The following is a 13940-nucleotide window of genomic DNA, read 5'->3' on the forward strand; positions in this document are numbered from 1 at the left end:
GGCCGTCGCACGCTGTCAGCTGTCACGTATCGACAATTGCGCACTCATCGAGCTGCGGATTCGGGTCTACCGGAGCGCGAGCACCGGCTCGGGCGCGGCCGCCTCGGCGGGCAGACCCACGGCATCCGCTCGCTGAATGTGGGTGCGATGCGAGAAGTAGAACAGCCCGGCGCACAGCGTGACCGCGCCGATGAAGTTGCCGACCAGCACGGGCAGCTGGTTCCAGCCCCACCACTGGCCGATGCTGACGTCGGCGCCGAGCAGCATGCCGGCGGGGATGACGAACATGTTGACGACCGCGTGCTCGAATCCGAGCGCGAAGAACATGCAGACCGGAAGCCACATGGCCACGATCTTGCCGCCGGTCGAGGTGGAGGACAGGGCGAGGATGGCGCCGAAGGCGACCATCCAGTTGCAGAGGATGGCCTTGATGATCACGAGGGCGATGCCGCTCGCGCCGAGGATCTCGTAGCCGGTGGTCTTGGCCTCGGCGGCAGCGATCAGCGTCGCGATGAGCGGATGCGTCTGGTCGGTTCCCATGCGCGTGATCGTGGCCAGGTAGAGCCCCGCGTAGAGGCCGCAGCCCAGCAGGTGCCCGACGATCACGACACCGAAGTTGCGCAGCATCCGCCCCACGCTGGTGCGGCCTTCCAACACGGCCAGCGGGATGAGGGCGAAGCTGCCGGTGACGAGTTCGAGGCCGAGCAGCACGATCATGACGAAGCCGATCGGAAAGATCAGGGCGCCGACGAGGGGCAGGCCGGTCTGCGCGGTGCCGGTATAGGCGAGCGTTGTCGCACAGGCGAGGATCGCGCCGGCGAGGGTGCCGCGGGCGAGGAGCTGGCCGATGCTGAGGTTCGCCTTGGCGATGCCGGCCTGAACGGCGGCGTCGATCAAGCGGGTGGGGGTGACGTAGGACATGGTGCGGCCTTTCGAAGAAACCGGCCGGTGGGGCCTGTTTCCACGGTAGGACTCACGCGATGCGAGCGGGTTTCTGCCGGGTGGACTGCGTGTTTCCGACGCCTCAGGGTGTCGCATGGCCGCTGTGAGGCCGGACGGGCGACGTGGCGGGCCTGGCCGCTGTGCGGGCGCGCGTGTCGATACGTGACAGCTGTGAGCGAGCGAGGCCGCTAGAGCGGGGTGGCGCGCACACAGCTGTCAGCGATCGACAGCACAACCTACGAAAGTTCGGAAGCCTCGGCTTCGGGCAGCTCGGGCTCTTCGGCCAGCTCGGGCTCTTCGGGCAGATCGGGCTCTTCGGGCAGATCTTCGAGCAGTCCGGGCGGCGGCGTGATCGTCACAATGCCGGCCTTCACGTCGACGGCGGGCACGATGGCCTTCACGAAGGGCACCATCACCTCACCGGACGCGGTCTTGACGATCAGCAGGTCCTGCGCGGGCAGGTGCTCGAGCCGCGCGATGGTGCCGATCTTGATGCCGTCGCGGTGCACGGCGAGGCCGACCAACTGGTGGTCGTACCAGGCGTCTTCCTCGTCGGGCTGCTCAGCCGAATCCTGGTCAATCCACAGGATGGCTTTGGCCAGCGTTTCCGCTGTCTCGCGATCCGGGACATCCTTGAAAAACCCGACGGCGTGCTGGTTGTACCAGCGCAGCTCGACGAGTTCGATGGTCTTGCCGTGCCAGCTGCTGCCGGTCGGAACCTGGAGCGTGAACACGGCGCCCGGGACGAAACGTCGCCCCGGGTCATCCGTGAACAGTTCGAGCTTGATCGCTCCCTTGAGGCCGTGCGCCTTCGTCAGACGCCCCACCCGCAACTGCGGCTGGGGTTCTGACGCACTGACTACTGCTGTGTCGTTCACCGGACTCATCTCCGGCTCAGAAATCGGTGTCGACGACGTCGACCCGTACGCGCTTGCCGTCGGCCAGTGCCGCCACCAGGGTGCGCAGCGCTTTCGCGGTGCGACCGGCACGGCCAATGACCCGGCCGAGGTCTTCGGGGTTCACACGAACCTCGAGGACATCGCCGCGGGGGGACTTTTTTTCGGCAACGTGCACATCGTCCGGGTGATCAACGATCCCCTTGACGAGGTGCTCAAGCGCGGGAGCGAGCAAAATTACGCCTCGTCGGTCGCGTCGGCAGCGGCCTCGGCGGGCTCTTCAGCCTTGACAACGGGCTTCTCAGCCTTGGGACGCAGAACCGGCTTCTTCTTCTCGTCGGCGACGAAAGCAACCTTCGGCTCTTTGATCTTCACGGTCGACACGGCGTTCTTGTCGCCCTTGAAGATTCCCCAGTCGCCGGTCAGCTTGAGGAGGACAGCAACCTGCTCGGTCGGCTGGGCGCCAACGGAGAGCCAGTACTGCGCACGCTCAGACTTGATCTCGATGATCGAGGGGTTCTGCGTGGGGTGGTAGATGCCGATTTCTTCGATCACTCGACCATCGCGCTTGGTGCGACCGTCGGCAACGACGACGCGGTAGTACGGTGCACGGATCTTGCCCATGCGCTTCAGACGGATTTTGACAGCCACAATTCTCCTGTGTTGATTCTCTTGTTTGGCGAACCTTGGCCGTGAGCGTGGGGGCACACTCGGCAATAAGCTCTAGGGGATCTTCTTCTGTCTAGATAGAGGGTCGGACAGAAGAGATCACGACTGATCATTCTGCCAGACATCCCCGCATTCTGCATAATCCACCTGTCTGACCCCCGCGCAAGGAGCACCCGTGACACTCGACTTCGCGCAATCCGCCCGATCCACCATCGGCATCGAATGGGAACTGGCCCTCGTCGACCAGCAGACCGGCGACCTGCGCTCGATCGGCGGCGACGTGCTCGAGGCCCTGCGCGGCCCCGACGGCTCGCACCACCCGCACATCACCGAGGAGCTGCTGCTCAACACGGTCGAGCTGGTCAGCGGCGTGCACGACACGGTCGCCGGCGCGGTGGCGGATGTCGCCGGTCAGGTCGAGGAGGTTCGGGCCATTACCGAACCGCTCGGCGTCGACCCCGTCTGCAGCGGCTCGCATCCGTTCGGGCAGTGGTTCGACCAGGAGGTCACCGACAAGCCGAGATACCACAAGCTCATCGACCGCACCCAGTGGTGGGGCCGCAACATGATGATCTGGGGCATCCACGTGCACGTGGGCATCGAGGACAAGAACAAGGTCATCCCGATCCTGAACGGCATGCTCAGCTATATCCCACACCTGCAGGCGCTCTCCGCGTCGAGCCCGTTCTGGGCCGGGGTGAACACGGGCTATGCCAGCAACCGTTCGCTGATGTTCCAGCAGCTGCCGACCGCGGGCCTGCCGTGGGACCTCGATGACTGGGAGGCCTGGGAAGGCTACGTCGACGACATGACCAGCACCGGAGTGATCGAGGATGTGACCGAGGTGCGCTGGGACATCCGCCCCTCGCCGCGCTGGGGCACGATCGAGGTGCGGGTCTGCGACGGCGTGTCGACGACCCAGGAGCTCGGCGCCATCGCGGCGCTCATCCAGTGCCTCGTGGAATGGATGTCGACTCGGCTGGACGCCGGCGAAACCGTGCCGCGGATGCCGCAGTGGTTCGTGCGGGAGAACAAGTGGCGTGCCGCGCGATACGGCATGGACGCCGAGATCATCCTCGACGCCGCCGGCAATGAGCGCCTGGTGACGGATGATGTGCGCCGGCTCATCGAGACCCTCACGCCGGTCGCCGAGCGGCTCGACTGCCTGACCGAGTTGCTGCAGCTGAACCTGATCCTCGACAAGGGCGCGAGTTACCAGCGCCAGCTGGCCGTCGCCGCGTCGACCGGCGGGAGCCTGCCCGCCGTGGTGCGGTCGCTGCGCCGCGAACTGCGGCTCGGCCTGCCCGCCTGAGGCGCTGCCCTTCTCCGGCGGCGGCTAGGCGTTCTTGGAGTCGCGCCAGGCCAGCCAGTCGGTCGCCGGCGCGAGGTCGTAGTCAGGCCCGGAGACGCCGAGCGTGAAGAGGCGCGCGCCGAGGTCGTAGAGCTGGTCGGCCTGCTCGACCGTGCGGTTCTTCAGTTCGGTGGAGATCTCGATCTCGGTGATATCGCGGCCGACCTTAGTGCACCACTCCCCCAGCACGCCGAGCTTGTGCGCGAGCACCTGCGGGTCGCCGAAGGAGTGCCAGATGTCGGCGTGCTGGGCGACGATGCGCAGGGTCTTCTTCTCGCCGCCACCGCCGATGAGCACCGGGATCTCGTGCACGGGCGGCGGGTTGATCGTGCCCCAGCGCGCCTCGATGCGGGTGAGGCTCTCGTCGAGGGCGTTGAGCCGGGTTCCGGGCGTGCCGAACTCGTAGCCGTATTCGTCGTAGTCCCGCTCGAACCAGCCGGCTCCCGTGCCGAAGATGAAGCGCCCAGCGCTGATGTGGTCGATCGTGCGAGCCATGTCGGCCTGCAGGTCGGCGTTGCGGTAGCTGTTGCAGTTGACGAGGGCGCCGAGCTGGATCGTGGTGGTCTGCTCGGCCCAGGCGGCGAGCATGGTCCAGGATTCGAAGTGCAGGCCGTCGGGGTCACCGCTCAGCGGAAAGAAGTGGTCCCAGTTGAACGCGATGTCGGCGCCGAGTGCTTCGACCTCGGTGAGGGTGTCGCGGATCTTCTCGTAGGGGGCGTGCTGCGGGGCGATCTGCACGCCGAGGCGCACCGGACGGTTCGTCGTTGAGGTCATGCCGCCATCCTAGGTTGCGCCCCTGACACCTCGCCTTTTCCGCTGGTCGAGATTTCGACAGGCTCAACAACCGGCGTGCGCGCTCCCGCTGGATTGAGCCTGCCGAAATCTCGACCAGCGGGAATTGGCGCGGCAGGGGGCGGGGCGGAGCTACCGGCCGAGCATTTTCTGCAGGGCTTCCATCTCTTCGGCGCTCGGGCCGCCGGCCTTGCCCTTGCCGGGCTGGGCCGTGCTGCCGCCGCCGATGCCGAAGCCGGAACCCGCGGCATCCGTCGACGGCGTGACGGGCTTGACACCCGCGGCGAGGGCCGCGTTCTCGGCGGCACGCTTGGCCGGGTTGCCCGACTTGGAGCCCTTCTTCTTCTGTACCTGCTTGCCCTTGCCGCCGGCGAACGGGGCGCCGGGGATCGGGCCCATGCCGGGGATGTTGGGCATGCCGCCGCGGGCGACGGTCTTCATCATCTTCGCGGCCTGCTCGAAGCGCTGCACGAGCTGGTTGACCTCGGTGACACTCGAGCCTGAGCCCTTCGCGATGCGCAGGCGGCGCGAGCCGTTGAGCAGCTTCGGGGTGGTGCGCTCGAGCTTGGTCATCGACTGGATGATGGCCTCGGTGCGCACGATCTCGCGCTCGTCGAAGTTGTCGAGCTGCTGCTTCATGGCGCCGGCGCCGGGGAGCATGCTCATCATCTTCTTGATCGAGCCCATGTTGCGCAGCTGCTGCATCTGGCCGAGGAAGTCGTCGAGGGTGAAGGTGTCGGTCGCGAACTTCTCGGCGACCTTGCGGGCCTCGTCTTCGTCGAACGCACCCTGCGCCTGCTCGATCAGGGTGAGGATGTCACCGAGGTCGAGGATGCGGCCGGCCATGCGGTCGGGGTGGAAGGGCTCGAAGTCGTCGAGGCCCTCACCGGTCGAGGCGAACATGATCGGGCGCCCCGTCAGCGAAGCAACGGACAGCGCGGCGCCACCGCGGGCGTCGCCGTCGAGCTTGGTGAGCACGACGCCGGTGAAGTCCACGCCGTCCTGGAAGGCCTTCGCCGTGGCGACGGCGTCCTGGCCGATCATGGCGTCGATGACGAAGAGCACCTCGTCGGGGTCGATGGCCTTGCGGATGTTCGCGGCCTGTTTCATGAGCTCGGCGTCGACTCCGAGGCGGCCGGCGGTGTCGACGATGACCACGTCGTGCACCTTCTGCACGGCCCACTTCACGCCGTCGCGGGCGACCTTGACCGGGTCGCCCACACCGTTGCCGGGCTCGGGCGCGTAGACGGCGACGCCGGCCTGGCGGGCGACGACCTCGAGCTGGGTGACGGCGTTCGGGCGCTGCAGGTCGGCGGCGACGAGCAGCGGGGTGTGGCCGTCTTTGGCGAGCCACTTCGCGAGCTTGCCGGCGAGCGTGGTCTTGCCGGCGCCCTGCAGGCCCGCGAGCATGATGATGGTCGGTGGCTTTTTCGCGAACTCGAGGCGGCGCTGGGTGCCACCGAGAATCTGCACGAGTTCTTCGTTGACGATCTGCACGACCTGCTGGGCCGGGTTCAGCGCCTTGTTGACCTCGTCGCTGAGCGCGCGCTCGCGCACGATGCCGGTGAAGGCCTTGACGACCTCGAGGGCGACGTCGGCGTCGAGAAGGGCGCGCCGGATCTCACGAACGGTGCCGTCGACATCCGCTGCCGTGAGCTTGCCCTTGGTGCGGAGATTTTTGAACGTCTCGGCCAGGCGATCTGAGAGGTTTCCAAAAGTAGCCATAGTTGGATTAGTTTAACGGAACTTCACGGCTCCCCCGGTCACCCGGCCTGATTCGCCGCCCGCTTTGGCTGTACCAGTACGGTGTAATCACCCGCATCTCGCCGGGTCGCTCACGAGGAGAACACATGTCAGTCGTCGTCGTTGCCACGCTCACTCCCCAGCCCGGCAAGCTGCAGCAGATTCTCGACGCCTTCGCCCTCGTCGCACCCAAGGTGCACGACGAGCCCGGCTGCGAACTCTATGCCGCGCACCGCAGCGCGAACCACGTCGTGATCATCGAACGCTGGAGCGAGGCGACCGACCTCGCCGCCCACGCCGCGGGCACCCCGATGACACAGCTGAACGCCCTGTTGCGCGGCCTGCAGGCCGAGCCGACGGATGTCACGGTGCTCGAAAACGTGCCCTTCGGCGATCCGCAGAAGGGCACGATTCAGTAAGTGTCCTAGACGGATGCGTCGGCGTGCGCCGTCTCGACGGCCGGCGTGGCCGTCTTCCTGCGGCGCCGCAGCACGATGAGAGTGCCGGCAGCTATCAGCAGGAGCAGCACGCCCGAGGAGACGAGCGTGATCAGCAGCACCGGAGCCTCGTTCGGGGCCACGGTTTCGCCGACTCCAGCGTCGGGGAAAGTGATCGTGGCCGTAACTTCGCGCTCGACCAGGCCGCTCTTGAGAGAGAGCGTTGCATCCCACGGGCCGTTCGGGAGTTCGTCGGAGAGGGTGAAGACGACTTCGCCGGAGTCGCCCGGGGCCAGCGTCGTGGCTTGCTGAACCGTGAACGGTCCCGCAGAAAGCCCAGCGGGCCCATTGGCCAAATTTAGTTCACCCGAGATATCGATCGCTCGACCGCCTGTGTTCTCCGCCAAGGCAGAAAGCGTAGGAAGCCCCTCGGCGTCGCGTGATGGGGTCAACGATCCGACAGCAAAGTCTGCCGGTGTTCCGTTGCCTTCATCCACTGACAAGTAGATTCTCACGCCCGCCCGGCTTGCTTGAACAATGCTCGACCCAGCTAACGGAGCGCTTCTCACCTCAGCCCAAATCGCGCCGTATTGCTCTCCCTCCGATGCATCGGAGGGGACGGAGATGGTGGCAAGTACATCAACTTCGCTCCCACTGGGCATTTTCAGCTGAGATTGTTCGAGAGTCGTCCATGTTGTGAGCTCATTTTGCGAGGACGAGGAATCTCCAACGAAGTTCCCATCCTGGATAGTTGCCGAGCTCACGTAGACGTACACCACCTTGTCGGAGGTCGAATTGTTCTGAATCTGGACCCGCCGCTCTAATACTGTGCCGGGGCCAACTTGATCGACGATGTACGTTCGCGTTCGGGGATCGCTTTGAGTCGACTCGGGCATGTCGAGAAGTTTGATTCCGACACCCTGGCCCCCTTCAACTTCGGCCACGGCTCCGCCCGAAATCCCTGACTCCTGTGCTTGTGCAGCCGAGGAAGCGACCGACAGTAGGAAGATGACGCCAATGACGGCCACGAATTTTTTCCTGATCAAGAGCAATCGTCTTTCCAAGCCGAATTCCTGGCCGTTATGTGTTTCGCGGAAGATGTTGGCAGCTACGAGAGAGTGGGGCCACGATTCACGCACCCCCACCTATCGCCTATCGCTAGAAATTAGCTGACGGAGTGCGTGAGCGTCGCCGTATAAATGTCTGCCAGAGCAAGAGCCGGAACGGTGACTTCGACCTTGGCCCCCCACGTGGCCGTGTTACTGCTGGTGCCGCCGGCGGAAACCTGGACGGTCTCCGGGTCAGTCAAATCAGTGACTGAGCTGGGCGTGACGACGGTAGTCGGGCTCACAGTGACTACGGCGGCGTCCGGGACGTAGGTGGCAGTGGTCAGGGGGATGACCGTGGTGCTTCCGTTCGTTGGGACGAACGCGCTGAGGGTGGCAGTGGCGGTCCAAATTGCAATAGAGGCTCGATCATCGATGACCTGCACCCCAGTCAGCTCTGCGGATGCTGTCTGGGGGGCCGAGCTCGACACAATGGCCGTGAGGGCAGCGGTTTCGGGTGCCACCATCGTCAGGACTCCACCGGTGACGGCGACAGTCGCGATCGTTGTGTCTGTTGTGGCGGCCATGGCGGGCGTGACTGCAGCGCCGACGAGGGCTACGGAACCCATGAGTGCCAGAGCGGCGAATGTTGACTTACGCATGATAAAACCTTTCAAATCAGCGATCTATGTATGCCGCTCGGCGTTTGGCTCGATGCCCCCGTGTCGTCCAGCAGGTCAAAGTTTCTTTGACTGATCTCACCGTACGAGCGTGCTTGAAAAGCGCGTAATCACGCTTAAAACAGCTGTTCTATCCCCCGTGCCGCGCCAGCATTGGGATGCACGGCCCATGCCGAAAACAGGTCATTTGCTTCGTGCCCCATTCTGGGGTCGACCGGTTGACCAAGGTCGGGACCTTGTACCTAGTCGGCAGCCCGGGAGCGGGGCTCGACGAGGCGCTCGACGGCGTGCACGACGTTGGCGCGGCGCGCGGCGAGGGCCGCCGCATCGGGCTCACGGCCGTAGGCGAGGGAGAGCCCGGGTTCGTGCAGCCAGGCCGAGATGAGGCCGAAGATGAGCGTCATGAGCTGGCTCGGCGCCCACGCGGCATCGACGGTTCCGGCCGCCTGGGCGAGCTCGATGCGACGCACCTGCTCATCGCGGTAGCCGAGCACGACATCCGTCGAGGGAGTCAGCGTGCCGTCGGTCTCCAGACGCGCCCAGTCGATCATGCGCAGGTGGTCGGGGTGAGCCACGGCGTGGTCGAAGAGGGCCCCGGCGAAGGCCGGCACGTCGTTGTCGACCAGCACGACAGCGCTCGCGAACTCCCGCAGGTTGAGCTCGAGCACCGCGAGAAACAGCTGCCGCTTGTCGGAGTAGTAGGCGTACATGCGCTCCTTGCTCGCCGATGCAGCCTTCGCGATGCGGTCGATGCGCGCCCCGGCGAGGCCGTAGGCCGCGAACTCGGTGCGAGCCGCCTCGAGAATGCGGGTCTGGGTGTCTGCTCCATCGCGTGCCATGACTCGACTATAGCGAGAAGTTCACACAAAACGAACTAGTTCGTTCGGTTTTGGCGTAGAGTACTCCTCATGCCTAACCCCGTTTCCAGTACCGTCCCGCCCTCGTCGGCGGCCGCAGCACCCGCTGCCCACACCGCCTCCGCAGCGGCCGACTCCACCCCGCACAACGCGAAGCGCTGGTGGCTTCTCGCCATCGTCGCGCTCGCCCAGCTCACGGTCGTGCTCGACGGCACCATCGTGAACATCGCGCTCCCCCAGGCCCAGATCGCCCTCGGCATGAGCGACGGCGACCGCACCTGGGTCGTCACCCTCTACTCCCTCGTCTTCGGCGCCCTGCTTCTGCTCGGCGGCCGGATCGCCGACTTCTGGGGCCGCAAGCGCTCCTTCATCGTGGGCATGGCCGGTTTCGCCATCGCCTCCGCCCTCGGTGGCGCCGCCCAGAGCACCTGGGAACTGATCGCGGCCCGTGGCCTGCAGGGGCTCTTCGCCGCCTTGCTCGCCCCCGCCTCACTCGCCCTGCTCACCGTGAACTTTCCCGGCGGCAAGGACCGCATCAAGGCCTTCGCCGTCTACGGTGCGATCGCCGGTGGTGGCGCGGCCGTCGGGCTCATCCTCGGCGGCGTGCTCACCGAGTACGCGAGCTGGCGCTGGTGCCTCTACGTGAACGTGCCGATCGCCATCGTCGCGATTGCGGGCGCCATTCCGATCATCAAGGAGAGCAAGGCGCACGGCAACACCAAGTACGACGTGCCCGGCGCCATTCTCGTGGCCCTCGGCCTCGGCTCGCTCGTCTTCGGCTTCGCGCAGGCCGAGAACGGCTGGGGTACCTGGCCGGTGCTCGTCTTCCTGCCGCTCGGACTCGTGCTGCTGGGCCTGTTCGTGTTCGTGGAAAGCCGTTCGAACCATCCGCTGCTTCCGCTGCGCATCATGGCCGACCGGGTGCGCGGCAGCGCGTTCCTGACCGCGCTGCTCTCCGGCGCGGCGCTGCTGGGCGCGCTGCTCTTTCTCACGCTGTACTTCCAGATCGTGCTGCAGTACACGCCCATCCAGTCCGGACTCGCCTCGCTGCCGATGACCGTCACGATCATCATCGGCGCCGGCGTGCTCTCGAAGTTCCTCGCCCGCATCGGTGTGCGCATCCCGATGACGGTCGGACCGATCGTCGGCGCCGCCGGCCTGCTCTGGCTGACCGGCATCACCGTCGAGGGCAACTACCTCGTCGAGGTGCTACCGGGGCTGATCCTGCTCGGCGCGGGGCTCTCGATGATCTTCGTGCCGCTGCAGAACGTGGCCCTGTCGGGGATCGCCGACCACGATGCCGGCGCGGCGAGCGCCGCGGTGACCGCGATGCAGCAGATCGGCGGATCGATCGGAACCGCCCTCTTCACCGCGCTGTACACGGCCGCGGTGAGCTCGTACCTCGTCGGCACGGCTCCCACGCAGGCGGCCGAACTCGGCGCCCTGGTGAGCGGATACCACTCCACCTTCCTCTGGGCCGCCATCCTCATCTTCGCGGCCGGGCCCCTGGCCTTCTTCATGGTGCGCGGCCATAAGGATCTGCTGAGCTAACGGTCACACGAAAAGTCCCCGTACCGAGGTCGGTACGGGGACTTTCTCGTTGGCGGCGTCGCGTCAGCTGTCGGGCGCGATGACGATCGTGTCGCCGTGGATGTCGATGGTCACCACGAGCAGCGCGTCGGTGTCGCCGGGGCTGATCGAGTAGTCGAGCAGCGCGAAGTGCTCCTCATTGCCGTTGTGGTGCGGGTGGAAGCCCACCCGCTGCAAGCGCAGCGAGCGCAGGAAGTCGATCTGCTGGTCACCGGAATCCCAGATCAGGGCGTTGCCGAGGGCCTCGGGGCCGAGCTCGTCAACCTGCTGGTCGATGAACTTCGCAGTGATCGAACCCTCCGCGGAGAGGTCGGCCACGAGCGACTCGCGGGCCTGGGAGTCGACCTCTTCGATCGCGTGGATCATCGCGGCGGCAATGTCGAGCGCCTCCACCGACACCGAGTCCTCGTCGGGTGAGCTGAGATCGACCTCGACGCTCTCGTCGCCGAGTTCGGCGGTGTCCGACCAGTACACCTCGCCGTCATCGTCGCTGCCGAGAATTCCGAAGAAATCGTGTTCGATGGTCATGCGGTCCTCATTGTCTTGAAGCGTCGGGAAAAGTGTGGGAGCTCGTGAGCGTTTACATGCGCGGTCATCCGATGAGTTTCTGTGCGAACACGTGCGGCGTGAACCCGGTGAGGTCGTTGATGCCCTCGCCCTGGCCCACGAGCTTGATGGGAATGCCGGTCTTCTCCTGCACGGCGAGCACGAAGCCGCCCTTCGCCGAACCGTCGAGCTTGGTCAGCACCAGACCCGTCACCCCCGCGTGTTCGATGAAAGCTTCCGCCTGCGCCAGGCCATTCTGACCGGTCGTCGCGTCGAGAACCAGCAGAACTTCGGCGATCGGCGCTTGCTTCTCGACGACCCGACGAATCTTGGTGAGCTCGTCCATCAGCCCGCCCTTGGTCTGCAACCGGCCGGCGGTGTCGATCAGCACGATCTCGATGCCCTCCCGCTTGGCCTTGTCCACGGTCTGAAAGGCGACGGATGCCGGATCCTGGCCCTCCATCTGCGGCCGCACGATCTGCGCCCCCGCGCGATCCGCCCAGGTGGCGAGCTGCTCGACGGCCCCCGCGCGGAACGTGTCGGCCGCGCCGATCACGACCGTGCGCCCATAGGTGTGCAAAAACTTGGCGAACTTGCCGATCGTGGTGGTCTTGCCGACCCCGTTCACGCCGACGACGAGCACGATTGCCGGCCGCTCACTGAGGGTGAGGGTGGGATTGTAGGCGGCGAGGCGCTCTTCGATGCCCTCGCGCAGCATCCGCTGCAAATCGGCCGGGTCGGTGGTGTTGTATTTGGCGACCTTCGCCCGCAGCTCGGCGACGACGACCTCGGTGACGCCCGGTCCGAAGTCGGCCTGAATGAGGGCGTCTTCGAGGTCGTCCCAGGTCGCGTCATCGATCGTCTTCTTCGCGAACATTCCACGCAGAGCGCCGGACAGGGACCAGGGGGTGCGTTCAGCCATACCCCTACCCTAGGGCGGCGAGGCTCGGTACCTTCGTTGTCAACGATGACGAAAGGAATACCCATGTCGAATTCAACCCGGCTTCACCCCGTTCTGGACTATCTGGCCGCCGACCTGCACGGTTCCCTCGTGCGCCCCGGCGACCCCCGGTGGGATACCGCCCGCAAGCCCTGGAACGTCGCGGTCGACCAGCAGCCGCTCGCCGTGGCCACGCCCCGCGACGTGCACGATGTCACCCGCATCGTCGCTGCCGCCCGCGCCGGCAAGTTCGGAGTGACCGTGCAGCCACGCGGCCACGGTGCCGCCGGTGACTGCGCGGACTGCATTCTCGTGCGCACAAGCGCCTTCGACGAGATCACGATCAACGTCGCCGACCGCGTCGCGCGGGTCGGCAGCGGCATCAGCTGGGGCACCCTGCTGGCCCGACTCGAAGGAACCGGCCTGATCGCCCTGGCCGGCAGCAGCCCCGATGTCAGCGTGACCGGCTACCTGCTCTCGGGCGGTCACTCCTGGTTCAGCCGCTGGCAGGGACTCGCCGCGCACTCCCTCCGCGCCGTCGAGCTCGTCGACGGCCGCGGCGATATCTGCCGGGTCACCCCCGAGAGCAACCCCGAACTGCTCTGGGCGCTGCGCGGCGGCGGCGGACTGTTCGGTGTGGTCACGACTGTCGAGATCGACCTGTTCGAGGCGCCCGAACTGTTCGGCGGCCGCATCGTGTTCGCCGCCGAGGAAGCCGACACGGTGCTCGAACAGGTCGCCGTGATCATGGCGAATGCCCCCAACGAGCTGAGCATCTTCGCCGGCCTGATCAACATGCCCGACATCGAAATGGTGCCCGAACCCATGCGCGGGCACAGTTTCGCGACCGTGGACGTGGTCTTCGTCGGGGGCGCGGAGCGCTGTGCCGACCTGCTCGCCCCGCTGCTGACGGCCGCGGAGCCGATCATGGACCAGACCCGGGCCTTCGGCATCAGCCGCCTCGGCGAGGTCTCGGCCGATCCCGACGAACCGGTCCCCTCGCTCGACTGGGGTGCCACCCTGACCGAGTTCACCGCCGACACGATCGGCGACCTCGTGGCGGCGTTCCGCGCGGCGAGCGCCGACGGGCTCGCCATGCTGCAGCTGCGGCCGCTCGGCGGGGCCCTCCGGCCGGATGCCCGCGGCAACTCCCCCGCCGGCGTCGCCGGGAGCCTCAGCGCGGAGTGCATCGTCTTCGCGGCCGCGTTCCTGATGGATCCGAGCCGGCACATCGACGACCACGTCTTCGACACGCTGCGGGCAGCGACCGCCGGGAAGACCGTTCCGCGCTCTCCGCTGTCGCTGCTCTCGAGTTCGTACACGATGGCGGATGCCGTCTCCCGCGAGGACATCACCCGCCTCGCCGAGATCAAGCGCACCGTCGACCCCGACGGGCTCATGCGCAGCAACGTGCCGCTGGTCTGACGACCGTGTCGGGCCTTCAACCCGAC

Annotated in this window: 15 protein-coding genes; 4 read left to right on the forward strand and 11 right to left on the reverse strand. The window is 66.3% G+C overall.

What is annotated here, in order from left to right:
- Positions 1–66 precede the first annotated feature (66 nt).
- The 4 genes from D6T64_RS21235 to rpsP all read right to left on the reverse strand — a co-directional run bounded on the left by D6T64_RS21235 (position 67) and on the right by rpsP (position 2489).
- Positions 67–921 (reverse strand): formate/nitrite transporter family protein, encoded by an 855-nt coding sequence (locus tag D6T64_RS21235; RefSeq protein WP_119976670.1) that lies wholly within the window; start codon positions 919–921, stop codon positions 67–69.
- A gap of 257 nt (positions 922–1178) precedes the next feature.
- On the reverse strand, positions 1179–1829 hold the full coding sequence (gene rimM, locus D6T64_RS21240; RefSeq protein ID WP_119976671.1) for a ribosome maturation factor RimM: 651 nt from the start codon (positions 1827–1829) through the stop codon (positions 1179–1181).
- Positions 1830–1836: 7 nt separating this feature from the next.
- Positions 1837–2073 (reverse strand): RNA-binding protein, encoded by a 237-nt coding sequence (locus D6T64_RS21245; protein ID WP_119976672.1) that lies wholly within the window; start codon positions 2071–2073, stop codon positions 1837–1839.
- A 2-nt stretch (positions 2074–2075) separates the two neighbouring features.
- Positions 2076–2489, reverse strand: coding sequence for a 30S ribosomal protein S16 (rpsP, locus tag D6T64_RS21250; RefSeq protein ID WP_119976673.1), 414 nt, complete (start codon positions 2487–2489; stop codon positions 2076–2078).
- Between the two features lie 193 nt (positions 2490–2682).
- On the opposite strand from rpsP, the gene D6T64_RS21255 reads away from it, so the two are divergent.
- Positions 2683–3819, forward strand: a complete 1137-nt coding sequence (locus D6T64_RS21255) for a glutamate--cysteine ligase (protein ID WP_119976674.1) — start codon at positions 2683–2685, stop codon at positions 3817–3819.
- A 24-nt stretch (positions 3820–3843) separates the two neighbouring features.
- Here the strand turns inward: D6T64_RS21255 and D6T64_RS21260 are convergent, their stop codons facing one another.
- The gene (locus D6T64_RS21260) at positions 3844–4632 is read right to left on the reverse strand and encodes an LLM class F420-dependent oxidoreductase (protein ID WP_119976675.1); all 789 of its coding nucleotides are present in this window, start codon (positions 4630–4632) and stop codon (positions 3844–3846) included.
- A gap of 150 nt (positions 4633–4782) precedes the next feature.
- Positions 4783–6375, reverse strand: a complete 1593-nt coding sequence (gene ffh, locus D6T64_RS21265) for a signal recognition particle protein (protein ID WP_119976676.1) — start codon at positions 6373–6375, stop codon at positions 4783–4785.
- Between the two features lie 125 nt (positions 6376–6500).
- Here ffh and D6T64_RS21270 point away from each other — a divergent pair, with 125 nt between their 5' ends.
- Complete coding sequence (locus D6T64_RS21270; protein ID WP_119976677.1) at positions 6501–6812, forward strand: putative quinol monooxygenase; 312 nt, start codon at positions 6501–6503, stop codon at positions 6810–6812.
- A gap of 5 nt (positions 6813–6817) precedes the next feature.
- Here the strand turns inward: D6T64_RS21270 and D6T64_RS22340 are convergent, their stop codons facing one another.
- The 3 genes from D6T64_RS22340 to D6T64_RS21285 form a co-directional block, all read right to left on the reverse strand.
- Positions 6818–7975, reverse strand: a complete 1158-nt coding sequence (locus D6T64_RS22340; protein WP_147364635.1) for a hypothetical protein — start codon at positions 7973–7975, stop codon at positions 6818–6820.
- A gap of 20 nt (positions 7976–7995) precedes the next feature.
- The gene (locus tag D6T64_RS21280) at positions 7996–8538 is read right to left on the reverse strand and encodes a hypothetical protein (protein ID WP_119976679.1); all 543 of its coding nucleotides are present in this window, start codon (positions 8536–8538) and stop codon (positions 7996–7998) included.
- A gap of 260 nt (positions 8539–8798) precedes the next feature.
- Positions 8799–9395, reverse strand: a complete 597-nt coding sequence (locus D6T64_RS21285) for a TetR family transcriptional regulator (protein ID WP_119976680.1) — start codon at positions 9393–9395, stop codon at positions 8799–8801.
- A gap of 69 nt (positions 9396–9464) precedes the next feature.
- Between D6T64_RS21285 and D6T64_RS21290 the strand changes: the two genes are divergently transcribed.
- Positions 9465–10964: an MFS transporter gene (locus D6T64_RS21290; RefSeq protein WP_119976681.1), complete on the forward strand. Its 1500-nt coding sequence runs from the start codon at positions 9465–9467 to the stop codon at positions 10962–10964.
- Between the two features lie 63 nt (positions 10965–11027).
- Here D6T64_RS21290 and D6T64_RS21295 read toward each other — a convergent pair whose 3' ends face one another.
- Positions 11028–11531 carry a DUF2004 domain-containing protein gene (locus D6T64_RS21295; RefSeq protein WP_119976682.1) on the reverse strand — a complete coding sequence of 168 codons (504 nt, stop codon included), beginning with the start codon at positions 11529–11531 and terminating at the stop codon, positions 11028–11030.
- Between the two features lie 64 nt (positions 11532–11595).
- Positions 11596–12471: a signal recognition particle-docking protein FtsY gene (gene ftsY, locus D6T64_RS21300; protein ID WP_119976683.1), complete on the reverse strand. Its 876-nt coding sequence runs from the start codon at positions 12469–12471 to the stop codon at positions 11596–11598.
- A gap of 63 nt (positions 12472–12534) precedes the next feature.
- On the opposite strand from ftsY, the gene D6T64_RS21305 reads away from it, so the two are divergent.
- Positions 12535–13914 carry an FAD-binding oxidoreductase gene (locus D6T64_RS21305; RefSeq protein WP_158594932.1) on the forward strand — a complete coding sequence of 460 codons (1380 nt, stop codon included), beginning with the start codon at positions 12535–12537 and terminating at the stop codon, positions 13912–13914.
- The last annotated feature ends 26 nt before the right edge of the window (positions 13915–13940 follow it).

The organism is Cryobacterium melibiosiphilum (genome assembly GCF_003602235.1).
GTDB lineage: Bacteria > Actinomycetota > Actinomycetes > Actinomycetales > Microbacteriaceae > Cryobacterium > Cryobacterium melibiosiphilum.